General features: G+C 70.9%; 21 protein-coding genes. 5 read left to right on the top strand and 16 right to left on the bottom strand.

Going from position 1 to position 25,579, the window contains the following annotated elements; genetic code table 11:
* The first annotated feature begins 9 nt into the window (after positions 1-9).
* From ACZ4WS_RS10585 to ACZ4WS_RS10575, 3 genes are all read left to right on the top strand, one after another.
* Positions 10-2,202, top strand: coding sequence for an MMPL family transporter (locus ACZ4WS_RS10585; protein WP_467979059.1), 2,193 nt, complete (start codon positions 10-12; stop codon positions 2,200-2,202).
* Positions 2,203-2,358: 156 nt separating this feature from the next.
* Positions 2,359-2,928: a TetR/AcrR family transcriptional regulator gene (locus ACZ4WS_RS10580; RefSeq protein ID WP_467979057.1), complete on the top strand. Its 570-nt coding sequence runs from the start codon at positions 2,359-2,361 to the stop codon at positions 2,926-2,928.
* 149 nt (positions 2,929-3,077) lie between these two features.
* The gene (locus ACZ4WS_RS10575) at positions 3,078-4,259 is read left to right on the top strand and encodes a GDSL-type esterase/lipase family protein (protein ID WP_467979055.1); all 1,182 of its coding nucleotides are present in this window, start codon (positions 3,078-3,080) and stop codon (positions 4,257-4,259) included.
* Positions 4,260-4,290: 31 nt separating this feature from the next.
* Here ACZ4WS_RS10575 and ACZ4WS_RS10570 read toward each other — a convergent pair whose 3' ends face one another.
* A complete protein-coding gene (locus tag ACZ4WS_RS10570) occupies positions 4,291-5,724 on the bottom strand; it encodes an RsmB/NOP family class I SAM-dependent RNA methyltransferase (RefSeq protein WP_467979054.1) in 1,434 nt (477 codons plus the stop codon).
* Positions 5,725-5,776: 52 nt separating this feature from the next.
* The gene (gene fmt, locus ACZ4WS_RS10565) at positions 5,777-6,709 is read right to left on the bottom strand and encodes a methionyl-tRNA formyltransferase (protein WP_467979052.1); all 933 of its coding nucleotides are present in this window, start codon (positions 6,707-6,709) and stop codon (positions 5,777-5,779) included.
* Between the two features lie 390 nt (positions 6,710-7,099).
* Between fmt and ACZ4WS_RS10560 the strand changes: the two genes are divergently transcribed.
* Entirely contained in the window at positions 7,100-7,642 is a 543-nt protein-coding gene (locus ACZ4WS_RS10560) for a hypothetical protein (RefSeq protein WP_467979051.1), read from the top strand.
* Between the two features lie 97 nt (positions 7,643-7,739).
* Here ACZ4WS_RS10560 and ACZ4WS_RS10555 read toward each other — a convergent pair whose 3' ends face one another.
* The 14 genes from ACZ4WS_RS10555 to pyrR all read right to left on the bottom strand — a co-directional run bounded on the left by ACZ4WS_RS10555 (position 7,740) and on the right by pyrR (position 24,649).
* Positions 7,740-9,887: a primosomal protein N' gene (locus tag ACZ4WS_RS10555; protein ID WP_467979049.1), complete on the bottom strand. Its 2,148-nt coding sequence runs from the start codon at positions 9,885-9,887 to the stop codon at positions 7,740-7,742.
* Between the two features lie 451 nt (positions 9,888-10,338).
* The gene (gene metK, locus ACZ4WS_RS10550) at positions 10,339-11,547 is read right to left on the bottom strand and encodes a methionine adenosyltransferase (protein WP_467979048.1); all 1,209 of its coding nucleotides are present in this window, start codon (positions 11,545-11,547) and stop codon (positions 10,339-10,341) included.
* A gap of 240 nt (positions 11,548-11,787) precedes the next feature.
* On the bottom strand, positions 11,788-12,990 hold the full coding sequence (gene coaBC, locus ACZ4WS_RS10545) for a bifunctional phosphopantothenoylcysteine decarboxylase/phosphopantothenate--cysteine ligase CoaBC (protein ID WP_467979280.1): 1,203 nt from the start codon (positions 12,988-12,990) through the stop codon (positions 11,788-11,790).
* Between the two features lie 116 nt (positions 12,991-13,106).
* Entirely contained in the window at positions 13,107-13,379 is a 273-nt protein-coding gene (rpoZ, locus tag ACZ4WS_RS10540; RefSeq protein WP_003982715.1) for a DNA-directed RNA polymerase subunit omega, read from the bottom strand.
* Between the two features lie 37 nt (positions 13,380-13,416).
* Entirely contained in the window at positions 13,417-13,974 is a 558-nt protein-coding gene (gene gmk, locus ACZ4WS_RS10535; RefSeq protein ID WP_467979046.1) for a guanylate kinase, read from the bottom strand.
* Positions 13,975-14,011: 37 nt separating this feature from the next.
* Positions 14,012-14,335, bottom strand: a complete 324-nt coding sequence (locus ACZ4WS_RS10530; protein ID WP_016638838.1) for an integration host factor — start codon at positions 14,333-14,335, stop codon at positions 14,012-14,014.
* Between the two features lie 310 nt (positions 14,336-14,645).
* Positions 14,646-15,488, bottom strand: a complete 843-nt coding sequence (gene pyrF / locus ACZ4WS_RS10525) for an orotidine-5'-phosphate decarboxylase (protein WP_467979044.1) — start codon at positions 15,486-15,488, stop codon at positions 14,646-14,648.
* On the bottom strand, positions 15,485-16,591 hold the full coding sequence (locus ACZ4WS_RS10520; RefSeq protein WP_467979043.1) for a quinone-dependent dihydroorotate dehydrogenase: 1,107 nt from the start codon (positions 16,589-16,591) through the stop codon (positions 15,485-15,487). Before ACZ4WS_RS10520 ends, pyrF begins: the two co-directional genes overlap by 4 nt.
* Before the next feature lie 99 nt (positions 16,592-16,690).
* On the bottom strand, positions 16,691-19,999 hold the full coding sequence (carB, locus tag ACZ4WS_RS10515) for a carbamoyl-phosphate synthase large subunit (RefSeq protein ID WP_467979042.1): 3,309 nt from the start codon (positions 19,997-19,999) through the stop codon (positions 16,691-16,693).
* Positions 19,992-21,134 carry a glutamine-hydrolyzing carbamoyl-phosphate synthase small subunit gene (gene carA / locus ACZ4WS_RS10510; protein WP_467979041.1) on the bottom strand — a complete coding sequence of 381 codons (1,143 nt, stop codon included), beginning with the start codon at positions 21,132-21,134 and terminating at the stop codon, positions 19,992-19,994. Before carA ends, carB begins: the two co-directional genes overlap by 8 nt.
* The gene (locus ACZ4WS_RS10505; protein WP_467979278.1) at positions 21,131-21,682 is read right to left on the bottom strand and encodes a PH-like domain-containing protein; all 552 of its coding nucleotides are present in this window, start codon (positions 21,680-21,682) and stop codon (positions 21,131-21,133) included. Before ACZ4WS_RS10505 ends, carA begins: the two co-directional genes overlap by 4 nt.
* 14 nt (positions 21,683-21,696) lie before the next feature.
* Complete coding sequence (locus ACZ4WS_RS10500) at positions 21,697-22,983, bottom strand: dihydroorotase (protein ID WP_467979039.1); 1,287 nt, start codon at positions 22,981-22,983, stop codon at positions 21,697-21,699.
* 4 nt (positions 22,984-22,987) lie between these two features.
* Positions 22,988-23,965, bottom strand: a complete 978-nt coding sequence (locus ACZ4WS_RS10495; protein ID WP_467979037.1) for an aspartate carbamoyltransferase catalytic subunit — start codon at positions 23,963-23,965, stop codon at positions 22,988-22,990.
* Positions 23,966-24,058: 93 nt separating this feature from the next.
* Positions 24,059-24,649 carry a bifunctional pyr operon transcriptional regulator/uracil phosphoribosyltransferase PyrR gene (gene pyrR / locus ACZ4WS_RS10490; protein WP_467979036.1) on the bottom strand — a complete coding sequence of 197 codons (591 nt, stop codon included), beginning with the start codon at positions 24,647-24,649 and terminating at the stop codon, positions 24,059-24,061.
* A gap of 253 nt (positions 24,650-24,902) precedes the next feature.
* Here pyrR and bldD point away from each other — a divergent pair, with 253 nt between their 5' ends.
* The gene (gene bldD / locus ACZ4WS_RS10485; protein ID WP_067366005.1) at positions 24,903-25,403 is read left to right on the top strand and encodes a transcriptional regulator BldD; all 501 of its coding nucleotides are present in this window, start codon (positions 24,903-24,905) and stop codon (positions 25,401-25,403) included.
* Positions 25,404-25,579 lie beyond the last annotated feature (176 nt).

The following is a 25,579-nucleotide window of genomic DNA, read 5'->3' as shown; positions in this document are numbered from 1 at the left end:
GGGGTGGCCATGACGGACGGGAAAGAGCGCCCTGTGCGCCGGGGACTCATCGGCGTCGTGTGCGGGCGGCGCGGCAAGTGGCTGATCGTCGGCCTGTGGCTGGTGCTGCTCGTGGTGGCGGCGCCGCTCGCCTCGAAGCTCACCGGCGCCCAGGACAACGACGCGGCCTCCTGGCTGCCGGGCTCCGCCGAGTCCACCCAAGTCCTCGACACCTCCGACAAGTTCCGGCCGGAGCAGATCCCCGCGGTAGTGGTGTACGCCCGCGAGGGCGGGCTGACCGCCCAGGACAAGCGGCGGATCGCCCAGGACGCCCAGCAGATCAAGGGGCTGACGGCACACGGCGTGCGCGGCGCCGAGACACGCGGACCGGTCTACGACAACGCGTCCGCGCCCGAGGCCGCCCAGATCTATGTGCCGATCACGATGGACAAGAAGGGCTGGGAGGAGATCGCGCCCGCCGTCGACTCCCTCCGTGACCAGGTCGGCAGGGGCGGCGACGGGCTGGCCGTGCACATCGCCGGGCCCGGCGGCACCTCTGCCGACTTCTCCAAGGCCTTCGAGGGCATCGACTCGACGCTGCTGTTCTCCGCGATGGGCGTCGTGATCGTGATGCTGCTGCTCACCTACCGCAGCCTGACCCTGATCTTCGTCCCGCTGATCGGTGTGGTCGCCGCGCTGTTCACCGCCCAGGCGCTGATCTACCTCCTCGCGCAACACGCGGGCCTGACCGTCAACGGACAGAGCGCGGGCATCCTCACGGTCCTCGTCTTCGGCGCGGGCACGGACTACGCGCTGCTCCTGGTCGCCCGCTACCGGGAGGAGCTGCGCCGCCACGAGGACCGCCACGAGGCGATGGCCCTCGCCCTCCACCGCGCGGGCCCTGCCGTCCTGGCGTCCGGCGCGACGGTCGTCCTGAGCATGCTGGTACTGCTGGCCGCCGAGATGAACTCGACGCGGGGCCTGGGCCCGGTGGCGGCCATCGGCGTGGCCATCGCCCTCCTGGCCATGCTGACGCTCTTCCCGGCCCTGCTGCTGGTCTTCGGCCGCTGGGTCTTCTGGCCCGCCATTGCGCACTTCGGCTCGTCCGACCCGACCGCGAGCGGCGTCTGGGCCCGCATGGGGCGCCGTATCGCCCGCCGCCCGCGCGTCGTCTGGGCCGCCACCGCCCTCGCCCTGGCGGCTCTCTCCCTCGGCCTGCTGCAACTCCGCGCGAACGGGATCAGCAACGCGGACGCGTTCGCCGACAAGCCGGACTCGATCGTCGGGCAGGAGGTGTCCGCGAAGTACTTCCCGGCGGGCAGCGGTGACCCCCTGGTCATCGTCTCCGGCCAGGCGCAGGGCGACCAGGTCCGCGGCGCGGTGGCCGGTACGAAGGGTGTGGTGCCGAACAGCGTCACCGTGCCCGCGGGCACGAAACCCTCGTACGACGGCAAGGTGCTGTTCGAGGCGACGATGACCGCTCCCGCAGACAGCAAGGCCGCGAAACAGACCGTGGAGCGCGTGCGCGACGCGGTGCACGCCGTGCCCGGCGCCGACGCACGGGTGGGCGGCGGAACGGCAGCCCTACTGGACATGGAAGCGGCGACGACCCACGACAACATCCTGATCATCCCGGCGGTCCTGCTGGTCGTGCTGCTGATCCTCGGCGTGCTCCTGCGCGCCCTGGTGGCGCCGCTGCTCCTGATCGGCACGGTCGTGCTGTCCTTCGCGGCAGCGCTGGGCGCCAGCGCGCTCGCCTTCCGGCACGTCTTCGACTACGCGGGCGAGCAGACGGACTTCCCGCTGTTCGTCTTCGTGTTCCTGGTCGCCCTCGGCATCGACTACAACATCTTCCTGACCACCCGCATCCGCGAGGAGGCGGGCCGCCAGGGCACCCGCGCGGGCGTCGTGACCGGCCTGGCGGCGACGGGCGCGGTCATCACGTCCGCGGGCCTGGTCCTGGCCGGCACCTTCGCCGCCCTCGGCACCCTCCCGATGGTCGCCTTCGCGGAGATCGGCTTCGCGGTGGCGCTGGGCGTGCTCCTCGACACCTTCGTCGTGCGGTCGATCCTGGTGACATCGCTGTTCCTGGACGCCGGGCCGAAGGTGTGGTGGCCGCACCGCCTGGCGCACGAGCACGGCTCGGCGCGGCCCGCGATGACTCCGCGGGAGGTTCCGGAACCGGCGGCGCGGCCCGGAGGGCCCTCGGCGGACCAGCGGTGACGAGGTAGCCCACCCAGGCCGTACGGATCTCCGGTTCAGCCTGCTCTCCTCTTCAGTCAGCTCTCGGTTCAGTCAGCGAATCCCTAAAGGCCAGGTGCATTTGCCTAGAGGTGTTAGGCAAATGCATACTCGGTTATGCCGAATGGGAGGACGGGCATGGTGCGCGCAGGACTGACCACGGAACGCCTGACCCGGGCGGGAGCGGAACTGGCCGACGAGGTCGGCTTCGACCAGGTGACCGTCTCGGCACTCGCCCGGCGGTTCGACGTCAAGGTCGCGAGTCTCTACTCGCACCTGAAGAACTCCCAGGACCTCAAGACCAGGATCGCTCTGCTCGCCCTGGAGGAACTCGCCGACCGGGGCGCCTCCGCCCTGGCCGGGCGGGCCGGCAAGGACGCCCTGACCGCCCTCGCGAACGTCTACCGCGACTACGCCCGGGAGCATCCCGGCCGCTACGCCGCAGCCCAGCTGAGGCTCGACCCGGAGGCGGCGGCCGCCAGTGCCGGCGGCCGGCATGCGCAGATGACGCGGGCGATCCTGCGCGGCTACGACCTGACGGAGCCGGACCAGACCCACGCGGTCCGGATGCTGGGCAGCGTCTTCCACGGCTACATCAGCCTGGAGATGGGCGGAGGCTTCAGCCACAGCGCCCCCGACACGCAGGAAACCTGGTCACGGATGCTGGACGCCCTCGACGCCCTGCTGCGGAACTGGCCCGCACCGTGACCAGGGCCCCGCATCGGCCGGAGGGCTGTCGGCCGCAGGGCACAGGGACGGCGCGGAACCGCATCGGCACAGGACCGCAGAGCCGCAAGGCCGCATCGGCACAGGACCGCATCCGAACAATCCAACCACTTGATCAACAGGCTGGGACCATGCACACCGACCACCACTGGATCACCACGCCCGTCACCGCGGACATCCTGCGCGGCGCCCTCGACCTGGAACGCACCGCTCATGGTGTGCTGCCGCACCGGCTGCCCGCGTGGGCCCGCGCCCAGTGCGCCGACGGACAGCTGGCCATGGCGGAGGCCCAGCCTTCCGGCGTACGGCTGGTCTTCCGTACCCGGGCCACCGCCGTCGAACTGGACACGCTGCCCACCAAGCGGGTCTACGTGGGCGCCCCGCCCCGCCCGGACGGCATGTACGACCTGCTCGTCGACGGCCGCCTGGCCGGCCAGGCCGGCGTGACCGGCGGCAACACCCTGACCATCGACATGACCACCGGATCCGCCACGACCCGGCCCGGTCCGGTCGGCACCCTCCGCTTCACGGATCTGCCCGACGGTGCAAAGGACGTCGAGATCTGGCTGCCGCACAACGAGACCACCGAACTCGTCGCCCTGCGCACCGACGCCCCCATCGAGCCCGCACGGGACCTGGGCCGCAAGGTGTGGCTGCACCATGGCAGTTCGATCAGCCACGGCTCCGACGCCGCCGGCCCCACCACCACCTGGCCCGCACTCGCCGCCTCCCTCGGCGGCGTGGAGCTGATCAACCTGGGCCTGGGCGGCAGCGCCCTGCTCGACCCGTTCACCGCCCGCACCCTGCGGGACACCCCCGCCGACCTGATCAGCATCAAGATCGGCATCAACCTGGTCAACACCGACCTGATGCGCCTGCGCGCCTTCACCCCCGCCGTCCATGGCTTCCTCGACACCATCCGCGAAGGGCACCCCACCACACCGCTGCTGGTCGTCTCGCCCATCCTGTGCCCCATCCACGAAGACACGCCCGGCCCCAGCGTCCCGGACTTCGAGGCCCTCAGCACCGGGCAACTGCGGTTCCGGGCCGCCGGCGATCCGGCGGAGCGCGCGAGCGGGAAACTGACCCTGGGCGTCATCCGCGACGAGCTGGCGCGGATCGTGGCCCAGCGGGCGGCCGACGACCCGAACCTGCACTACCTCGACGGCCGCGCCCTCTACGGTGAGGCCGACTCCGCAGAGCTGCCGCTGCCCGACCAGCTCCACCCGGACGCCGCCACCCACCGCCGCATCGGCGAACGCTTCGCCAAGCTGGCCTTCACCGCCAACGGCGTCTTCACCGACCGCAGCTGAGCCAGTCCAGCGGATCAGAGCCGTCGTCGGCTCACGCCGTCCGGCGGATCAGAGCCAGGTACATCGCGTCCGTGCCGTGCAGATGCGGCCACAGCTGTACGTCGGGCCCGTCGCCCAGAGCCGGTACGCCCGGCAGGAGCGGGCGGGCGTCGAGCAGCTCGGCGGAACCGCCGTCGTAGTGCTTGAGCACGTCGTCGACGACCGCGCGGGTCTCGGCGAGGTGCGGAGAGCAGGTCGCGTACCCGACGACGCCGCCGATCCGTACGGAGTCGAGCGCCGTGCGCAGCAGCCCGCGCTGGAGCGGCGCGAAGCCGTCCAGGTCCTCGGGGCGGCGCCGCCAGCGGGCCTCTGGACGGCGGCGCAGGGCGCCCAGGCCCGTACAGGGCACGTCCATGAGCACGCGGTCGAAGGTGCCGGGCCGCCACGGCGGACGGGTGCCGTCGGCGGCGATGACCTGGTAGGGGCCGGGATTCCCGGCGAGCGCCTTCGCCACGAGGCCGGCCCGGTGCGGCTGCTTCTCGGAGGCGAGCAGCACGGCGCCGCGTTCGGCGGCGAGACCGGCCAGCATGGCGGCCTTGCCGCCGGGGCCGGCGCAGCCGTCCAGCCATGCCTTGTCGGGCCCGTCGAGCGGCGCGTTCGCGAGGGCGAGCGCCACCAGCTGGCTGCCCTCGTCCTGGACGCCCGCACGGCCCTCCCGTACGGCGTCGATGGCGCCCGGCTCGCCGCCCTCGATGAGCCGCACGGCGTACGGCGACCAGCGTCCCGGGAGCGCGGACTCCTCGCCGAGCGCGTCGAGGAGTTCCTCGGCGCTGGAGCGACCGGGCCGGGCGACGAGGGTCACCTCGGGCCGCTCGTTGTCGGCCTCGAGCAGATCCTCGATGCCCGCACGCCCGCCCCCGAGCGAGTCCCACAGCGCGGAGACGACCCAGCGCGGGTGCGAGTGCACGACCGCGAGATGGTCCTCGGGGTCGTCGTCGTAGGGCGGCGCGACCTGCTCCAGCCAACCGTCGAGATCGTGCCGCGAGACCTTCCGCAGCACGGCGTTGACGAACTTGGCCCGCCCGTCGCCGAGCACGACCCGGGCGAGTTCGACGGAGGCGGAGACGGCGGCGTGCGTCGGAATCCGCGTACCGAGCAGCTGATGAGCCCCCAGGCTCAACACGTCGAGCACCGGCGGATCGACCTCGCGCAGCGGACGGTCGACACACGCCGCGATGACGGCGTCGTAGGTGCCCTGCCGACGCAGCGTCCCGTACACCAGCTCCGTCGCCAGCGCCGCGTCCCGCCCGTCGAAGTCGCCCTTCTCGCGCGCCTTCCGCAGCAGCGGCGGCAGGACGAGGTTCGCGTACGCGTCCCGCTCGTCCACGGCCCGCAGCGCCTCGAAGGCAAGCATGCGGACCGGGTCCTTCTGGGGGCGGCGGTAGGGCTTGCCGGGCTTGCTCGGCCGACGGGACTGCTCACTCACGAAAAAGGTGCTCCGGATCCTGGATGGTTCGACCCGTCCAGCCTACGTCCGCTCACGCGCCGACGGTCTCGCCCGAAGCGATCCGAACTCCCCGCGCCCAGTCGGCCGCACGCATCGGCTTCTTGCCCTGGGCCTGCACCCACAGCAGCTCGACGGCGTACGAACCGGTCCCGACGTACACGTTGTTCTTGCCGACGGCCAGCTCACCCGGGGCGAGGTCGGTGCGCTCGGGCACGGTGGCCACCTGGATGAGCTTGAGCCGCTCGCCGCGGAAGACGGTCCACGCGCCGGGGGCGGGCGTGCAGCCTCGTACGACCCGGTCGACGCGGAGCGCCGGGGCGGCCCAGTCGATGTGGGCGTTCTCGACGGCGATCTTCGGCGCCATGGTGATGCCGTCGGCGGGCTGCGGCACGGCCTTGAGGGTGCCGTCCTCGATCCCGTCCATGGTCGCGGCGAGCAGCCCGGCCCCGGCGAAGGCGAGTCGCGTGAGCAGGTCCCCGCTGGTGTCGGTGTGCCGGATCTCCTCGGTGACGGTCCCGTACACGGGCCCCGAGTCGAGCCCTTCCTCGATGAGGAAGGTGGAGGCACCGGTGATCTCGTCGCCGGCCATGACCGCGTGCTGCACGGGGGCGGCGCCGCGCCAGGCGGGCAGCAGCGAGAAGTGCAGGTTGACCCAGCCGTGGGCGGGGATGTCGAGGGCGACCCGGGGCAGCAGCGCCCCGTACGCGACCACAGGACAGCAGTCCGGCGCGATCTCCCGCAGCCGCGCCAGGAACTCCTCGTCCCGCGGCTTCGCCGGCTTCAGCACCTCGATCCCGGCCTCCTCCGCCCGCTGGGCGACCGGACTCGCGACTAGCCTGCGCCCCCGCCCGGCCGGCGCATCGGGCCGGGTGACAACGGCGGCCACCTCGTGCCGCCCGGAGGCGATCAGGGCGTCCAGAGCGGGAACGGCGACCTCGGGGGTACCTGCGAAGACGAGCTTCATGGGTGGCGGTTGGCCTCTCGGGCGGGAGTTCTTTACCCCCCGCACGCATGCCGGTTGGAGCGGAGTGCGGGGCAGCGCACCAGTCTAAGCGGCACGCGGCCTCGGGGGCTCGGGTGTTCTGCCGGCGCCACGCCCGGACGGGGCTCACGCCGCCGCGGTCCGCGCTCTTCCGGACGGTGCGAGTGGGAGAACAAATGAGCCAAGGCCGGAGGGTGAGGCGAGTCAACCCCTCAGCGGGGGCGTACGCCCCAGAATGCGCCCCGTGCATATGCCCTTACGCCCCCGCAGCGTGACCACTCACCCCGAGACGCGTTGGTCAAGAAAGAGTTGACCACATCGGGCCGCAATCGCGGCCCGATCCTTTTCAACGCCGGTTCGAGAGGCTTGTTCATGGCCGACCACGCAACCCACGACGCCCAGGCTCGGGCAAGCCTGCACTTGCTGGTGCGGGACATCGAGCGGGTCCGCCGGCAGGTGGACGCACTGCGCACGCTCACCGCCCAACTGGGCAACGTCTACCGCCCGCGCCGCTCCGGCCCCTCCACGGGCTTCGTCGTCTACGGACGCGCCCCCGCCCCGACCGTCCGCCTCGCCCAGGAGCTGCGGGACAGCGTCGAGACCCTGGTCACGGCCGCCGTGGACTTCGACCGCTCACTGGGCTTCTCGTGGGACGCGGTGGGCTCGGCCCTCGGGGTCACCAAGCAGGCGGTGCACCGCCGTTACGGCGCCCGTCGCGCCGCGGCCCAGGCCGCCGCCGAGGCGGAGCGGGCCACGGAGCCGTCGGGCAGCCGCGCGGTCGCCGTCAACACCGGTATGCCCACGGTGCCGACGGTCCCCGCGGCCCGCTCCATGCCGACCCAGCCGACGGCGGGCAGCCCCACGCTCCGCGAAGAGGTGAGGCCCACGGCGTTCCCGGGCCCGCGCAACGGCTGATCGCAACAGCTGATCCGCATCTGCCTCCCGGCGCCGCAAAGCCCGGGAGGCAGCCCCACGCTCACGACCCCAAACCCACGCCCCCACCACAGTTGACTCACCCGATGTCCGGCGGATCAATCCGAATCCGTACGGGCTCACTCCCCCCGCGCGCCATCCGCGCCGCCTGCGCGGTCTTCAGCGCGGCCGCCAACGCGGCGCCACTCCCCGGCCGTACGCGGATGAGAGCCCGCTCCCACAGCTCCCCCGGAGGAGGCGCCCCCGGCCGACGCGGCCGCCCGGCGTCCGTGACGGGCAGTGGTACGGGCCCCAACACCTCGGCATCATCAGGAAGTTCGGCCGCCGCGAGAAATCCGGCGAGAGCCTCCGGTGTCCCGGACACGGCCGCCATCCGGGACACTGGCGGAAACCCCAGCTCGGCGCGCTCGGCGAGCTCACGCACCGCGTGGCCCACGGGATCCCACCGTACGAGCGCCTGCACGGGCCGCAAGGTCGGCTCCGCCACGACCACCACAGTGCCCCCGGCCCCCTGCGCCCGCACGAGCGCCGCTGCCCCGATCCACCGCCGCAACGCGTCCTCACCGGCCCGCAGATCGGGCCGCCCGAGCATCGCCCAGCCATCGAGCAGCAACGCGGCCGCGTACCCGCCCTCGGCCACGGGCTCGGCCCCCGGCGTGCTCACGACGAGCGCGGGCGCACCCGGCACCGTGTCCAGCACCTGCTCCCGGCCCGACGTCCGCACGGGCACGGCCGGAAACGCCCGCCCCAGCTCCTCGGCGGTCCGCCGCGCCCCCACGACCTGGGCCCGCAGCCGGAAGCCACCGCACTCGGGACAGTGCCAGGCAGCCTCGTCCCGCCCGCACCACGCACACCGCAACGCCCCGGCGTCGTGCGCCTCCAGCGGCCCGGCGCAGTGCCGGCACCGCGCGGGCGCCCGGCACTGCGCACAGGCCATCCGCGGTACGTACCCCCGCCGAGGCACCTGTACGAGCACGGGCCCGTGCTTCAACCCCTCCTTGACAACCTGCCAGGCGAGCGTCGGCAGCCGCGCGGCCCGAGCGGCCTCGTCCCGCGCGAGATCCCCGTCCCCCACGGTCCGCACGAGTGGCGCGGCCCCCCGCACCTGCTCCCGCTCCGCGACCAGCGGCAGCGCCCACCCGCTCTCGACGAGTTGCGCGGCCTCGACGGTGCAGCCCCAACTCCCCAGCAGAAAGGCGCACTTGTCATGGGCCGCCCGCAGCAGCAGCACCTCCCGCGCATGCGGCTGCGGCGCGTGCGGCTCGCTGTGGCTGCCGTCCCCGTCGTCCCAGATGGCGACGAGCCCCAGATCCCGTACGGGTGCGAACATGGCGGCCCGGGTCCCGACAACAGCCCGTACGGACCCCCGACGCACCGCGAGCCACTCCCGATAGCGCTTCTCCGGCCCGGCCTCGGCGGTGAGCACCGCGTGCCGCCCCTCCCCCAGCAACGAGGAAAGCGCGGCATCAACACGAGCGACAGCCCGCCCATCGGGTACGACAACGAGCGCGCCCCGCCCCGAGGCGAGCGTGGCACCCACAGCTCGGGCGATCTCCTCGGCCCAGCCGGGCCCCGGCAGCGCGTTCCACACGGCTCGTGGCGCCCCGCCCGCCGCGAGCGACTCCAGAAAGGCCGCTCCCCGTCCGTACCTCGCCCAGGACCCGGCCGCGGGCACGCTGGGAACGGGAAGCGGCGCGGGCGAGGGCTTCCCCTCGGCCCGCGCGTTCCGCGGCGGCACGGCGAGCTGCAGCACATCGGCGAGACTGCCCGCGTACCGATCGGCGACGGCCCGCGCGAGCCCCAGCAGCTCGGGCCCGAGCACGGGCTCGGGAGACACCACCTGGGCCAGCGCGGCGAGCGGCCCGGCGTAGTCGGACTCGGCGAGCCGCTCGACGAGAAACCCGTCGATCAGCCCCCCGCCCTCGCGCCGTCCCTCCCGCACCCGATGCCGTCCGGCCCCGAACCGCACCCGAACCCGCACGCCCGGCTGCGCCTCGTCATCAAGCTCCTCGGGCACGGCGTAGTCGAAGTAACGATCAAGATGCAGCACGCCCTTGTCGACCAGCACGCGCGCGACGGGCAACTCCTTGGCGAGAGCGGCCCCCCGCCAGGTCCGCGGCTTCGCCTTGGGTGCCTTGGCCCCCCGTATCCCCTCCCGAATCAACGCAAGCTGCTCGGGCGGCGCACCCTCCGCACCACCCTCACCCCGCCCATTCGCGCTGCTCACAGCAACATTCCTACCAGACCCCACTGACACCGCCGCGCGCCCGAGATCAAGTCGGCCGCGGATCGCGAACGCCCTGAGGGGGCTTCTGCCATGGGCCACTCGGCCATACCTGTCCAGGACCGGATCCCGGACCGGCGGCAGGATTCGAACCTGCCAGGGGACATCACCCGGAAGTACCCGCAACCATCACACCGGGAGCCATGACGTCAGCTCCGGCCTTCGAGCATCTGGTGCCCCCGCCGACGGCGCCGTACGCGGACGATCACGTCGCTCATCGATCTGGCCCGAGCTCATGACAAGTCGGAGGTCGTCGACCAGCTCAGGCAGCGCTTCGGTCGGGCGCGAGCGGGCACGGTCGACGTCGGAGAAACCTCCCCGGAGCCCGAGGAGTGACGCGGTGAGGCCCGGTACCCCCCAAGGGACACCGGGCCTCACCGACACACAAGCGGTCCTACAGGCCGACAGCCTTGCGCAGCGCGTCCACGCGGTCCGTGCGCTCCCACGTGAAGTCGGGCAGCTCGCGGCCGAAGTGGCCGTACGCGGCGGTCTGGGAGTAGATCGGGCGCAGCAGGTCGAGATCGCGGATGATGGCCGCCGGGCGGAGGTCGAAGACCTCGGTGATGGCGGTCTCGATCTTCTCGGCGTCGACCTTGGCGGTACCGAAGGTCTCGACGAAGAGGCCGACGGGCTCGGCCTTGCCGATGGCGTAGGCGACCTGGACCTCGCAGCGGGAGGCGAGGCCCGCGGCGACGACGTTCTTGGCGACCCAGCGCATGGCGTAGGCGGCGGAGCGGTCGACCTTGGACGGGTCCTTGCCGGAGAAGGCGCCGCCGCCGTGGCGGGCCATGCCGCCGTACGTGTCGATGATGATCTTGCGGCCGGTCAGGCCGGCGTCGCCCATCGGGCCGCCGATCTCGAAGCGGCCGGTCGGGTTGACCAGGAGGCGGTAGCCCTCGGTGTCCAGCTTGATGCCGTCGTCGAGGAGGGCCTTGAGCTCCGGCTCGACCACGAACTCGCGGATGTCGGGCGCGAGGAGGGAGTCCAGGTCGATGTCGCTCGCGTGCTGCGAGGAGACGACGACCGTGTCCAGGCGGACCGCCTTGTCGCCGTCGTACTCGATGGTGACCTGGGTCTTGCCGTCGGGGCGCAGGTACGGGATGGTCCCGTTCTTGCGGACCTCCGAGAGGCGGCGCGACAGGCGGTGCGCCAGGTGGATGGGGAGCGGCATCAGGTTCGGGGTCTCGTCGGTCGCGTACCCGAACATCAGGCCCTGGTCGCCCGCACCCTGCCGGTCGAGCTCGTCGTCGTCGCCCTCGACCCGGTTCTCGTACGCCGTGTCGACGCCCTGCGCGATGTCCGGCGACTGCGAGCCGATCGACACCGAGACGCCACAGGAGGCTCCGTCGAAGCCCTTCTTCGACGAGTCGTAGCCGATCTCCAGGATCTTGTCGCGGACCAGCTGGGCGATCGGCGCGTACGCCTTGGTCGTGACCTCGCCGGCCACGTGCACCAGGCCGGTTGTGATGAGCGTCTCCACGGCGACCCGGGACGTCGGGTCCTCCCGCAGAAGCGCGTCGAGAATGGTGTCGCTGATCTGGTCAGCGATCTTGTCGGGGTGACCCTCGGTCACAGACTCCGAGGTGAACAGGCGACGGGACACAACGCTCCCTGTGGTTGCAGCGGCTGCTGGCTGATCATTGGCGGACGGGACGAGAGCTGCGCTCGGCGTCGTCCGAGAACAGTTTATCGGTCGCGCTCGCCCACAGGTCCCCCTGTCTCGCTTCTCGGAAGCGCTGTGACCTGCGGCACGGGCATTCTGCGCCATCACGAACGACCTCCGCCAGGGGCGCCGCACCCGTTTTCACGCGCTTTGGTGCGTCCGTTGAGGCGAATGAGACATTCACCCCAGTCGGCGCGTCACGAGGTCCCACACGGTATCGGCCAGGGCTTCCTTGGGTCCGTACGGCACCGGGGTCTCGCTCCCGTCGGCTCCGAGCACCACGGCCTCGTTCTCCTCGGAACCGAAGGTCTTGCGCTCCCCCACCTCGTTCACGACGAGGAGATCACAGCCCTTGCGTTCGAGTTTCATACGACCGTTGGCCAGGACGTCGTCCGTCTCGGCGGCGAAGCCGACGACCACCTGGCCGGGACGGGCGCGGTCCTTCGAGATCTCCGCGAGGACGTCCGGATTGCGGACCAGCACGATCGGCTCCGGTTCCTGACCGTCCTTCTTCTTGATTTTTCCGGCCGCGTACGCGGCCGGGCGGAAGTCCGCCACCGCCGCCGCCATCACCACGGCGTCGGCGTCCGAGGCGGCCTTCAGCACGGCCTCGCGCAGCTGCACCGCGGTCCCGACCGCTACGACGTCCACACCGGCCGGGTCCGGCAGCCCGGTGTTCGCGGCGATCAGGGTGACCCGGGCGCCCCGCACGGCGGCGGTGCGGGCGAGCGCGTATCCCTGCTTGCCGGAGGAGCGGTTGCCGAGGAAGCGGACGGGGTCGAGGGGCTCGCGGGTGCCGCCCGCGCTGACGACGACATGACGCCCGGCGAGATCCGGCTCGGTCACCCCCCGGGCCAGGACGCGGCGGCAGACCTCGAAGATCTCCGAAGGCTCGGGCAGCCGCCCCTTGCCGGTGTCCACACCGGTCAGGCGCCCCACCGCGGGGTCGATGACAACGGCGCCGCGGCGGCGCAGCGTCGCCACGTTCTCCTGGGTGGCCGGGTGCTCCCACATCTCGGTGTGCATGGCGGGCGCGAAGACCACCGGACAGCGGGCGGTGAGCAGGGTGTTCGTGAGGAGGTCGTCGGCCAGGCCGTGGGCCGCCTTCGCGAGCATGTCGGCGGTCGCGGGGGCCACGACCACCAGGTCCGCGTTCTGCCCGATGCGGACGTGCGGGACCTCGTGGACGTCCGACCAGACCTCGGTGGAGACGGGGTGGCCGGAGAGCGCGGACCAGGTGGCGGCGCCGACGAAGTGCAGCGCGGACCCGGTGGGTACGACGCGCACGTCATGGCCCGACTCCGTCAGCCTTCGCAGCAGCTCACAGGCTTTGTACGCGGCGATGCCACCGCTGACCCCCAGAACGACCTTCGGCTTGCCCACCAGGGCCTCCCCGCACTCGAGACACGCACGCCCCGGCTCGAAGACGTACGACTCCATGACACACCACAGGCCCGACAGTCGCGCCGCCGGGCCTGGGATGAGGAAACAAACAGTGACTACTGCGCGGGGCCCTCAACGGCCTCGGACGTCAGCAGGCCCGCGTTGATCTCGCGCAGGGCGATCGAGAGCGGCTTCTCGTGGACGTGGGTGTCGACGAGCGGACCGACGTACTCGAGGAGGCCCTCGCCGAGCTGCGAGTAGTACGCGTTGATCTGACGGGCACGCTTGGCCGCGTAGATCACGAGGCTGTACTTCGAGTCGGTGGCCTCGAGGAGCTCGTCGATCGGAGGGTTGATGATGCCCTCGGGCGCGGTGATGGAAGAGGACACGCTCTGCCTTCCGAAAGGTGGAAAAAGACCTGAAAGATCAAACAACTTCCATCAAGGCTAGCAGCTCACGCGCCACGTCCTCGACAGAGGTGTTGACCAGGGTGACATCGAACTCCGGCTCGGCCGCCAGTTCGATCTTGGCCGCCTCCAGGCGGCGCTCGATCACCTCGGGCGGTTCGGTGCCCCGGCCGGTGAGCCTGCGCACCAGCTCCTCCCAGGAGGGCGGAGCCAGGAACACGAGCAGGGCCTCCGGCATGGACTCCCGGACCTGCCGGGCGCCCTGGAGGTCGATCTCCAGGAGGACGGGCACGCCCGCCTCCAGGTGTTCGAGGACGGCCGCGCGGGGCGTCCCGTAGCGGTTGCCGGCGAATTCGGCCCACTCCAGGAGCTCGCCGTTGGCGATCAGCTTGTCCATCTCCTCGTCGGAGACGAAGAAGTAGTGGACTCCGTGCTTCTCACCGGGGCGCGGCTTGCGGGTCGTCGCCGACACCGAGAGCCAGACCTCGGGGTGTTCCTTGCGCATATGAGCGACGACCGTGCTCTTGCCGACCCCTGAGGGGCCGGAGAGCACGGTCAGCCGCGGACGTTCACTCATGCAGCGATTATTCCAGCAATCCCGGTATGCCCAGGACTCAGGCGCCGGAGCCGCCGAACTCTCGCTCCAAGGAAGCGATCTGGTTCGAACCGAGGCCGCGTACGCGGCGGCTCTCGGAGATCCCGAGTCGCTCCATGATCTGCTTGGCGCGGACCTTGCCCACGCCCGGCAGGGACTCGAGGAGAGCGGAGACCTTCATCTTGCCGATGACGTCGTTCTCCTGGCCCTGCTTGATGACCTCGTGAAGGGAGGCGCCGGAGTGCTTGAGTCGATTCTTGACCTCGGCCCGCTCCCGGCGAGCCGCGGCGGCCTTTTCGAGCGCGGCTGCGCGCTGTTCAGGGGTAAGGGGCGGAAGAGCCACGCCTACGTCACCTCGGATGTCGATCTGTCGGATACGGACCGGTGAGGAACCTAGTCGCCCCACACCTGGGGAGCTACGAGCAACACGCTTGCCCGTTCTCCCCCACTGCCTTAAAAGCGTGGGAGGTGCCCCCACTCGACGGAGACTAGCGGGCAAGTCCGCCAGAGTCAGCGAGAACAGCGGAAAAGTCCTGGTCAGCCTCCCTGGAGCCGGACATTTCCGACATACCGCCCCGGATTTGAGGATGTATTCGGACTCGAGGCGCTCCGAAGACACTCATCGGAGGACTGTCCCGCGGCTCTCGGAGCACTCAGGCAGCCGCCACAGCTGCCCTGATCTCCTCCGCGAAGCCCGCCGCGGACTCGCGCAGCGCGACCACGTCGGGACCGTGACGCAGAACACCCCGGCTCACGTTCGGGACGACATTGCGCACCGCCGCTCCGAAGACGCCCGCCAGATCGGCCGCGGTGGCCCCCTGGGCGCCGATTCCGGGCGCGAGGAGCGGTCCGTTGATGTCCAGGTCGTACGAGGAGAGATCGCCCAGCGTGGCCCCGACGACCGCGCCGAAGGAGCCCATGGGCGTCTCCCCGGCGTTCTCGTCGGCCAGGTGCCCGAGCATCGTCGCTCCGACGTTCCGGCCGTCCGCACGGACGGCGTGCTGCACCTCGCCGCCCTCCGGGTTGGAGGTGAGCGCGAGGACGAAGAGGCCGGCACCGCTCTCGCGCGCCAGCTCCACCGCGGGCTTCAGCGAGCCGTAGCCCAGATACGGCGACACCGTCAGGGCGTCCGAGAAGAGCGGCGCGTCCTTGCGCAGGAAGGTCTCCGCGTACGCGGCCATGGTCGAGCCGATGTCGCCGCGCTTGGCGTCCATGACGACCAGGGCCCCGGCGGCCCGCGCCTCCGCGACCGACTTCTCCAGCACGGCGATGCCACGCGACCCGAACCGCTCGAAGAACGCGCTCTGCGGCTTGAGGACGGCGACCCGCTCGGCCAGCGCCTCGACGACGGTGCGGCTGAAGCGCTCCAGGCCCGCGATGTCGTCGCCTAGGCCCCAGTCGGCGAGCAGGGAGGCGTGCGGGTCGATGCCGACGCACAGCGGGCCGCGCTCGTCCATGGCGCGGCGAAGACGTGCGCCGAAGGGTTCCAGGCTCATGCGGACTTCCTCACGTCGGCGCCGACCGCGTCGGCGAGGGTGGCGTACGGGCTCGTACGGAGGCGGGCGGCGAGCCCCTTGTGGATGGCGCGGCCCCAGAAGGGGCCCTCGTAGATGAAGGCGCTGTAGCCCTGCACCAGCGTGGCGCCGGCCAGGATGCGCTGCCAGGCGTCCTCGGCGTTCTCGATGCCACCGACGCCCACCAGGGTGATCCGGTCGCCCACGCGCGCGTAGAGGCGGCGCAGCACCTCCAGGGAGCGCGATTTCAGCGGCGCACCGGAGAGTCCGCCGGTCTCTTTGACGAGAGAGGGTTCGGACTTCAAACCGAGTCCCTCGCGCGCGATGGTGGTGTTCGTGGCGATGATCCCGTCCAGGCCGAGCTCCACGGCGAGGTCGGCGACCGCGTCGATGTCCTCGTCGGCGAGGTCGGGAGCGATCTTGACGAGGAGCGGCACGCGGCGGTCGGTCACGGCACGGTCGGCGGCCTCACGGACGGCGCTCAGCAGCGGGCGCAGCGCCTCCGTGGCCTGAAGATTGCGCAGGCCCGGGGTGTTCGGCGAGCTCACATTGACCACGAGGTAGTCGGCGTGCCGGGCGAGCCGCTCGGTCGACTTCACGTAGTCGCCGGTGGCCTCCTCCTCGGGGACGACCTTGGTCTTGCCGATGTTGACGCCGACGACGGTCTTGAAGACGGGCGTACGGGCCCCCAGGCGCTCGCTGACGGCCTCGGAGCCCTCGTTGTTGAACCCCATGCGGTTGATCAGCGCCCGGTCCGGCACAAGGCGGAACAGCCGCTTCTTGGGATTGCCCGGCTGCGGCTCCCCCGTGACCGTGCCGATCTCGATGTGGTCGAAGCCGAGCATCGACATGCCGTCGATGGCGACGGCGTTCTTGTCGAAGCCGGCCGCGAGCCCGAACGGACCGTGCATCCGCAGCCCGAACGCCTCGGTGCGCAGCTCCTTGTAGCGGGGCGCGAGCGCGGCGGCGATGAAGGTGCGCAGGACGGGGACGCGGACGGCGAGGCGGATCCACCGGAAGGCCAGGTAGTGGGCCTGCTCCGGGTCCATGCGCTTGAAGACGAGGTTGAAGAAGAGCTTGTACATGATCATGTCCTCGAAAGAGCCCGACGAAGGGGTCGTACGACCCCTTGAAGGGGCCTCATGAAGAGGGGGACACCGTTTCCGATGTCCCCCTCAGGGCTGCTAGTCGCGGGCCGCGGTCAGATGCTCGGCGTGTTCCTGGAGTGAACGCACGCCCACGTCACCGTGGTTGAGCGCGTCGATGCCCTGGACGGCGGCGGCGAGCGCCTGGACCGTCGTCAGGCACGGCACGGACCGCGCCACGGCGGCCGTACGGATCTCGTAGCCGTCGAGGCGGCCACCGGTGCCGTACGGCGTGTTGACGATGAGGTCGACCTGGCCGTCGTGGATGAGCTGGACGATGGTCTTCTCGCCGTTCGGGCCCTCGCCCTCGCTCTGCTTGCGCACGACGGTGGCGTTGATGCCGTTGCGCTTGAGCACCTCGGCCGTGCCGGACGTGGCGAGCAACTCGAAGCCGTGGGCGACCAGTTCACGCGCCGGGAAGATCATCGAACGCTTGTCGCGGTTGGCGACGGAGATGAAGGCGCGGCCCTTGGTCGGCAGCGGACCGTACGCGCCCGCCTGCGACTTGGCGTACGCCGTGCCGAACACCGAGTCGATGCCCATGACTTCACCGGTGGAGCGCATCTCCGGGCCGAGCACCGTGTCGACGCCGCGCCCGTGGATGTCGCGGAACCGCGACCACGGCATGACGGCCTCCTTGACGGAGATCGGCGCGTCGAGCGGCAGCTCTCCGCCGTCGCCCACCGCGGGCAGCAGCCCCTCGGCGCGCAGCTCGGCGACGGTGGCGCCGAGCGAGATCCGGGCGGCGGCCTTCGCCAGCGGCACCGCGGTCGCCTTCGAGGTGAAGGGCACGGTGCGCGAGGCGCGCGGGTTGGCTTCGAGGACGTACAGGATGTCGCCCGCCATCGCGAACTGGATGTTGATCAGGCCACGGACCCCGACACCCTTCGCGATGGCCTCCGTGGAGGCCCGCAGGCGCTTGATGTCGAACCCGCCGAGCGTGATCGGCGGCAGCGCGCACGCCGAGTCGCCGGAGTGGATACCGGCCTCCTCGATGTGCTCCATGACGCCGCCGAGGTACAGCTCCTCGCCGTCGTACAGGGCGTCGACGTCGATCTCGATCGCGTCGTCGAGGAAGCGGTCGACCAGGACGGGCCGGGAGGGGCTGATCTCGGTCGACTCGGCGATGTACGAGGACAGCCGCGTCTCGTCGTACACGATCTCCATACCGCGCCCGCCGAGGACGTACGAAGGCCGTACGAGGACCGGGTAGCCGATCTCGTCCGCGATGGCCTTGGCCTCGGCGAAGGTGGTGGCCGTGCCGTGCTTGGGGGCCGGGAGACCCGCCTCCGCGAGAACCCGCCCGAAGGCACCGCGGTCCTCGGCGGCGTGGATCGCCTCGGGGGACGTACCCACGACCGGCACGCCGTTGTCCTTGAGCGCCTGCGACAGACCCAGCGGGGTCTGGCCGCCGAGCTGCACGATCACACCCGCGACCGGACCGGCCAGCGTCTCCGCGTGGACGATCTCCAGCACGTCTTCGAGCGTCAGCGGCTCGAAGTACAGGCGGTCGGAGGTGTCGTAGTCCGTGGAGACGGTCTCGGGGTTGCAGTTGACCATCACGGTCTCGTAGCCCGCGTCGCTCAGCGCGAAGGAGGCGTGGACGCAGGAGTAGTCGAACTCGATGCCCTGGCCGATGCGGTTCGGGCCGGAACCCAGGATGATGACCGCGGGCTTCTCACGACTCGCCACCTCCGTCTCCTCGTCGTACGAGGAGTAGAAGTACGGCGTCTTGGCCGCGAACTCGGCGGCGCAGGTGTCGACCGTCTTGTAGACCGGGCGGACACCGAGCGCGTGCCGCACCTCGCGCACGACGTCCTCGCGCAGCCCGCGGATCTCGGCGATCTGCGCGTCGGAGAAGCCGTGCCGCTTGGCCTCCGCCAGCAGCTCGGGGTCCAGCTTGTCGGCGGCGGCCAGTTCGTCCGCGATCTCCTTGATCAGGAACAGCTGGTCGACGAACCACGGGTCGATCTTCGTCGCCTCGAAGACCTCCTCGGGCGTGGCGCCCGCGCGGATGGCCTGCATGACGGAGTTGATCCGGCCGTCGGTGGGGCGCACGGCCTCTTCCAAAAGAAGAGCCTTGTCGCCGGGGTCGCCCACGAACGTGAACTGGCTGCCCTTCTTCTCCAGCGAGCGCAGCGCCTTCTGCAGCGCCTCGGTGAAGTTGCGGCCGATCGCCATGGCCTCGCCGACCGACTTCATGGTCGTGGTGAGGGTGGAGTCGGCGCTTGGGAACTTCTCGAAGGCGAACCGCGGGGCCTTGACGACCACGTAGTCGAGCGTCGGCTCGAAGGACGCCGGCGTCTTCTCGGTGATGTCGTTCGGGATCTCGTCGAGCGTGTAGCCGACGGCGAGCTTCGCGGCGATCTTGGCGATCGGGAAGCCGGTCGCCTTGGAGGCGAGAGCCGACGAACGCGACACACGCGGGTTCATCTCGATGACGATGATCCGGCCGTCGTCCGGGTTGACCGCGAACTGGATGTTGCAGCCGCCGGTGTCGACGCCGACCTCACGGATGATCGCGATACCGATGTCGCGCAGGCGCTGGTACTCGCGGTCGGTCAGCGTCATCGAGGGCGCGACGGTGATCGAGTCGCCGGTGTGCACACCCATGGGGTCGAAGTTCTCGATGGAGCAGACGACCACGACGTTGTCGTTCTTGTCGCGCATCAGCTCAAGCTCGTACTCCTTCCAGCCAAGGATGGACTCCTCCAGGAGCACCTCGGTGGTCGGGGAGAGCGTGAGGCCCTGCCCCGCGATGCGGCGCAGCTCCTCCTCGTCGTGCGCGAAGCCGGAGCCGGCGCCGCCCATGGTGAAGGAGGGCCGGACGACGACGGGATAACCGCCCAGCGTCTCAACGCCCTTGAGGACATCGTCCATGGAGTGGCAGATCACGGACCGGGCGGATTCGCCGTGCCCGATCTTCGCGCGGACGGCCTCGACCACGCCCTTGAAGAGGTCGCGGTCCTCGCCCTTGTTGATCGCCTCGACGTTGGCGCCGATCAGCTCGACACCGTACTTCTCCAGGACACCCTGCTCGTGCATGGAGATCGCGGTGTTCAGTGCCGTCTGACCACCGAGGGTGGGCAGAAGGGCGTCCGGACGCTCCTTGGCGATGATCTTCTCGACGAACTCGGGGGTGATCGGCTCGACGTACGTGGCGTCGGCGATCTCCGGGTCGGTCATGATCGTCGCCGGGTTGGAGTTGACCAGGATGACTCGCAGGCCCTCGGCGCGCAGGATGCGGCACGCCTGGGTTCCCGAGTAGTCGAACTCGGCGGCCTGGCCGATGACGATCGGGCCGGAGCCGATGACCAGGACGGACTGGATATCGGTGCGCTTAGGCACGCTGGCCCTCCATGAGCTCTACGAAGCGGTCGAACAGGTAGGCCGCGTCGTGCGGGCCCGCTGCCGCTTCGGGGTGGTACTGGACGCTGAAGGCCGGCTGGTCGAGGAGGTGGAGCCCCTCGACGACCTGGTCGTTCAGGCAGACGTGGGAGACCTCGGCGCGGCCGTAGGGGGTGTCGGACACCTTGTCGAGCGGGGCGTCGACGGCGAAGCCGTGGTTGTGCGCGGTGACCTCGACCTTGCCGGTCGTACGGTCCTGCACGGGCTGGTTGATGCCGCGGTGGCCGTACTTCAGCTTGTAGGTGCCGAAGCCGAGCGCGCGGCCGAGAATCTGGTTGCCGAAGCAGATGCCGAAGAGCGGCGTCTTGCGAGCCAGCACTTCCCGCATGACGGCCACCGGGCCGTCGGCGGTCGCCGGGTCACCGGGGCCGTTGGAGAAGAACACGCCGTCGGGGTTCACGGCGTACACCTCCTCGGCGGTGGCCGTCGCGGGCAGCACGTGCACCTCGATGCCGCGTTCGGCCATCCGGTGCGGGGTCATGCCCTTGATGCCCAGGTCGACGGCGGCGACGGTGAACTTCTTCGCACCGATCGCGGGGACGATGTACTTCTCCTTGGTGGCGACCTCGGCGGCGAGGTTCGCGCCCTCCATCTCGGGCGCCTGGCGCACCTCGGCGAGCATCGTGCCCTCGTCGGGCAGCGCGTTGCCGGAGAAGATGCCGACGCGCATGGCGCCGCGTTCGCGCAGGTGGCGGGTGAGCGCACGCGTGTCAATGCCGCTGATGCCGACGACGCCCTGCTTGCGCAGTTCCTCGTCCAGCGAGCGCTTGGCACGCCAGTTGGAGGGCACACGCGCGGGGTCGCGCACGACATAGCCCGCGACCCAGATCCGCTGCGACTCGGGGTCCTCGTCGTTCACGCCGGTGTTGCCGACGTGCGGGGCGGTCATCACGACGACCTGGCGGTGGTACGACGGGTCGGTGAGGGTCTCCTGGTAGCCGGTCATGCCGGTGGAGAACACCGCTTCGCCGAAGGTCTCCCCCACGGCCCCGTAGGCACGGCCGCGGAAGAACCGGCCGTCCTCCAGGACGAGTACGGCGGGAACCTTCGCGGCTCCCCTGGTGGAGGTCGTCATCGTGCGCCTTCCGTGTCGATGCTCTTGTTGATCATGTTGTTCAGGGTGTCGACCCACTCGTGGTGCTCCGCCGCGCGGTCCGAGCGGAAGCCCGAGTCGATCAGCTTGTCGCCGTGCGCCCAGGTGACGACGAGCAGACCGCCCTCGCTGAGCACCTTCCCGGCGATTCCCTTGCCGAGCAGGGCCTCGCGCAGTGCCTCGGCCGGGATGAAGAAGTCGGCGGCTCCGGGGCGTACGACGTCCAGTCCCGCGTCCGTCAGCGTGAGCTCCACCCGGCTCCGGGTACCCAGGCCGTGTGCCACGATGCGGTCGAGCCACTGCCCGGCCGTGGTGGAGCCGTGGTAGCGGCCGCTCATCGTCAGTCTCGCCGGACCGGGCTCGGACGGCGCGGTGGGCAGCTCCGGCAGGTCACCCTGGAGGGTGCCGCGCCACTTCCAGCCCTCGCGCATCAGCCAGTAGACGAGGGCGACGAACAGCGCGAGGCCCACGAGCCAGCCGACCCGGGCGGCCCAGTCGGTCACTTCCGCCGACTTCTGTTCGGCGGCCATCGAGATCAGAGGTGTCACGCGAGTTTCCCGTCGACGAGGGTGGCCTTGCCCCGCAGCCAGGTGTGCGTGACCCGGCCCGGCAGCTCACGGCCCTCGTAGGGGGTGTTGCGGCTGCGCGAGGCGAAGCCCGCGGGGTCCACGGCCCCACGGTATGCCGTGTCGACCAGGGTGAGGTTCGCGGGCTCACCTGCCGAGACGGGACGGCCGTGGCCCTTCGCCCGGCCGATCGCGGCGGGCTTGAAGGACATGCGGTCGGCGACACCGGCCCAGTCGAGCAGCCCCGTCTCGACCATCGTCTGCTGGACGACGGACAGCGCGGTCTCGAGCCCCACCATGCCCATGGCGGCCGCGGCCCACTCGCAGTCCTTGTCCTCGTGCGGGTGCGGGGCGTGGTCGGTGGCGACGATGTCGATCGTGCCGTCGGCGAGCGCCTCGCGCAGGGCGAGCACGTCACGCTCGGTGCGCAGCGGCGGGTTGACCTTGTAGACCGGGTTGTACGTGCGCACCAGCTCGTCGGTGAGGAGCAGGTGGTGCGGGGTGACCTCGGCGGTCACGTCGATACCCCGGGACTTGGCCCAGCGCACGATCTCGACCGAACCGGCCGTCGACAGGTGGCAGATGTGCACGCGCGATCCGACGTGCTCGGCGAGGAGGACATCGCGGGCGATGATCGACTCCTCGGCGACCGCGGGCCAGCCGCCGAGCCCGAGCTCTGCGGAGACGACACCCTCGTTCATCTGGGCGCCCTCGGTGAGCCGCGGCTCCTGCGCGTGCTGCGCGACCACGCCGCCGAAGGCCTTCACGTACTCCAGGGCCCGGCGCATGATCACCGCGTCGTCCACGCACTTGCCGTCGTCCGAGAAGACCGTGACCCCGGCCGCGGACTCGTGCATCGCGCCCAGCTCGGCGAGCTTCTTGCCCTCCAGGCCGACGGTGACGGCGCCGATGGGCTGCACGTCGCAGTAGCCGTGCTCCTGGCCGAGCCGGTAGACCTGCTCGACGACACCGGCGGTGTCGGCGACCGGGAAGGTGTTGGCCATGGCGAACACGGAGGTGTAGCCGCCGCCGGCCGCGGCCCGCGTACCGGTGAGCACGGTCTCGGAGTCCTCACGGCCCGGCTCACGCAGATGGGTGTGCAGGTCGACGAGCCCCGGAAGGAGCACCTTGCCGTCGGCCTCGACGACCTCGGCGCCTTCGTCCGAGAGGCCGGTACCGACCGCCTCGATGACAGCGCCGTCGATCAGAACGTCCTGCGGCTCGCCCCCGAGCACCTTCGCACCACGGATCAGGATCTTGCTCATGGTCTTACTTCTCCTCGGTACGGGTGTGGGTGACGGCGGGCTCGTTGCCGCCGAGCAGCAGGTAGAGGACGGCCATCCGGATCGAGACGCCGTTGGCGACCTGCTCGACCACGGTGCAGCGCTCGGAGTCGGCGACCTCGGCGGTGATCTCCATGCCGCGGACCATCGGGCCGGGGTGCATCACGATGGCGTGCTCGGGCATCTTCGCCATGCGCTCACCGTTGAGGCCGTAGCGCCGCGAGTACTCGCGTTCGGTCGGGAAGAACGCCGCGTTCATCCGCTCCCGCTGCACGCGCAGCATCATCACCGCGTCCGACTTGGAGAGCGTGCTGTCGAGGTCGTAGGAGATCTCGCAGGGCCAGGTCTCGACGCCGACGGGCACCAGGGTCGGCGGGGCGACGAGGGTGACCTCGGCGCCGAGGGTGTGCAGCAGGTCGACGTTCGAGCGGGCGACCCGGCTGTGCAGGACGTCGCCGACGATCGTGATGCGCTTGCCGGACAGGTCCTGGCCGATCCCGGCGTCCCGGCCGACGAGGCGGCGGCGCATGGTGAAGGCGTCGAGCAGGGCCTGGGTGGGGTGCTGGTGGGTGCCGTCACCGGCGTTGATGACGGCGGCGTCGATCCAGCCGGAGGTGGCGAGCCGGTACGGGGCTCCGGAGGCGCCGTGCCGGATGACGACGGCGTCGACGCCCATGGCTTCGAGGGTCTGGGCGGTGTCCTTCAGGGACTCGCCCTTGGAGACGCTCGAACCCTTGGCGGTGAAGTTGATGACGTCCGCGGAGAGGCGCTTCTCGGCGGCCTCGAAGGAGATCCGGGTACGGGTCGAGTCCTCGAAGAAGAGGTTCACGACGGTGCGGCCGCGCAGGGTCGGCAGCTTTTTGATCGGCCGGTCGGCGACCCTGGCCATCTCCTCGGCGGTGTCGAGGATCAGGACGGCGTCGTCGCGGGTGAGGTCGGCGGCCGAGATGAGATGACGCTGCATCTGTCAGGCTCCGTAAGGCAGTTCAGGTCGGGAGAATTCGGGCAGGCAGGGGCGCACCCGGGGAGGCGTACGGAAGTGACGTACGCCGGAGGGCTACTGCTGCTCGCCCGGGGAGGTCCGCTTCGCACCGAGCAGCACGGTGTCGCGACCGTCCTCCTCGGCGAGCTGGACCTTGACCGTCTCCCGCAACGACGTGGGGAGGTTCTTGCCGACGTAGTCGGCGCGGATGGGCAGTTCGCGGTGGCCGCGGTCGACGAGGACCGCGAGCTGCACGGCGCGCGGGCGGCCGATGTCGTTCAGCGCGTCGAGCGCCGCGCGAATGGTGCGGCCGGAGAAGAGCACGTCGTCGACGAGGACGACCAGGCGGCCGTCGATGCCGTCACCGGGAATCTCGGTACGGGCCAGCGCACGCGGCGGGTGCATGCGCAGGTCGTCGCGGTACATCGTGATGTCGAGGGAACCGACCGGGATCTTTCGGTCGGTGATCTCCTCCAGCTTTGCGGCGAGCCGCTGGGCGAGGAAGACGCCTCGGGTCGGAATGCCGAGGAGCACCACGTCGTCGGCACCCTTGGCACGCTCGACGATCTCGTGGGCGATGCGGGTGAGCACCCGCGCGATGTCGGGGCCTTCGAGAACGGGCCGCGCATCGGACTCGTACTGCTGCTTGTCCTGCTCTGTGTCCATACGAAACGGACCTCCTTCTCCGCCTCACGGGACGGATCATTAAAGGACGTCGGAATTGCGCCATCCACGGTACCAGTCCGGCAACGCGCCTGATCACCACCCTTCAAGCCACCGCCGGTGACTCCCACGGGAGGGTCGGTCCGGACCATTCGGCTTGACGGGGAAGAGTAACGCTGCGTAACCTCACTGTGAGTCACAAGAGTCACCAGCCGCGCGGCGGAGCCGCACGTTGATACAGCGTCCGGGGAGCTATATGTCCAGCGAATACGCCAAACAGCTCGGGGCCAAGCTCCGCGCCATCCGCACCCAGCAGGGCCTTTCCCTCCACGGCGTCGAGGAGAAGTCCCAGGGACGCTGGAAGGCGGTCGTGGTCGGTTCGTACGAGCGCGGCGACCGCGCCGTCACCGTGCAGCGCCTCGCGGAGCTGGCGGACTTCTACGGGGTTCCGGTGCAGGAGCTGCTGCCGGGCACCACGCCGGGCGGGGCGGCCGAGCCGCCGCCGAAGCTGGTTCTCGACCTTGAGCGCCTTGCCCACGTGCCGGCCGAGAAGGCGGGTCCCCTGCAGCGCTACGCGGCGACGATCCAGTCCCAGCGCGGCGACTACAACGGCAAGGTGCTGTCGATCCGCCAGGACGACCTGCGCACCCTCGCCGTCATCTACGACCAGTCGCCCTCGGTCCTCACCGAGCAGCTGATCAGCTGGGGTGTCCTGGACGCGGACGCGCGCCGCGCCGTCTCCCACGACGAGGGCTGACCCCAACCAGCGCCTCAGCAGAAACGTGGGGGGGGGGGGGGGGGGGGGGGGGGGGGGGGGGGGGGGCGAGGGGGGGGGGGGGGGGGGGTGGGGGGGGGGGTGGGGGGGGGAGGGGGGGGGGAGGGGGGGGGGGAGGGGGGGGGGGGGGGGGGGGGGGGGGGTGTGGGGGGGGGAGA

The sequence above is a fragment of the Streptomyces sp. NPDC029292 genome (genome assembly GCF_055569295.1).
The sequence above is the reverse complement of the archived record's forward strand: the minus strand, read 5'-3'. Positions and strand labels throughout refer to the sequence as shown.

Excerpts from the sequence above, each read along its gene's own strand:
- ACZ4WS_RS10585 (WP_467979059.1), top strand. The coding sequence starts at position 10 with ATGACGGACGGGAAAGAGCGCCCTGTGCGCCGGGGACTCATCGGCGTC.
- ACZ4WS_RS10580 (WP_467979057.1), top strand. The coding sequence starts at position 2,359 with ATGGTGCGCGCAGGACTGACCACGGAACGCCTGACCCGGGCGGGAGCG.
- ACZ4WS_RS10575 (WP_467979055.1), top strand. The coding sequence starts at position 3,078 with ATGCACACCGACCACCACTGGATCACCACGCCCGTCACCGCGGACATC.
- fmt (WP_467979052.1), bottom strand. The coding sequence starts at position 6,709 with ATGAAGCTCGTCTTCGCAGGTACCCCCGAGGTCGCCGTTCCCGCTCTG.
- ACZ4WS_RS10560 (WP_467979051.1), top strand. The coding sequence starts at position 7,100 with ATGGCCGACCACGCAACCCACGACGCCCAGGCTCGGGCAAGCCTGCAC.
- gmk (WP_467979046.1), bottom strand. The coding sequence starts at position 13,974 with ATGAGTGAACGTCCGCGGCTGACCGTGCTCTCCGGCCCCTCAGGGGTC.
- pyrF (WP_467979044.1), bottom strand. The coding sequence starts at position 15,488 with ATGAGCCTGGAACCCTTCGGCGCACGTCTTCGCCGCGCCATGGACGAG.
- ACZ4WS_RS10520 (WP_467979043.1), bottom strand. The coding sequence starts at position 16,591 with ATGTACAAGCTCTTCTTCAACCTCGTCTTCAAGCGCATGGACCCGGAG.
- carA (WP_467979041.1), bottom strand. The coding sequence starts at position 21,134 with ATGACGACCTCCACCAGGGGAGCCGCGAAGGTTCCCGCCGTACTCGTC.
- ACZ4WS_RS10505 (WP_467979278.1), bottom strand. The coding sequence starts at position 21,682 with ATGGCCGCCGAACAGAAGTCGGCGGAAGTGACCGACTGGGCCGCCCGG.
- ACZ4WS_RS10500 (WP_467979039.1), bottom strand. The coding sequence starts at position 22,983 with ATGAGCAAGATCCTGATCCGTGGTGCGAAGGTGCTCGGGGGCGAGCCG.
- ACZ4WS_RS10495 (WP_467979037.1), bottom strand. The coding sequence starts at position 23,965 with ATGCAGCGTCATCTCATCTCGGCCGCCGACCTCACCCGCGACGACGCC.
- pyrR (WP_467979036.1), bottom strand. The coding sequence starts at position 24,649 with ATGGACACAGAGCAGGACAAGCAGCAGTACGAGTCCGATGCGCGGCCC.
- bldD (WP_067366005.1), top strand. The coding sequence starts at position 24,903 with ATGTCCAGCGAATACGCCAAACAGCTCGGGGCCAAGCTCCGCGCCATC.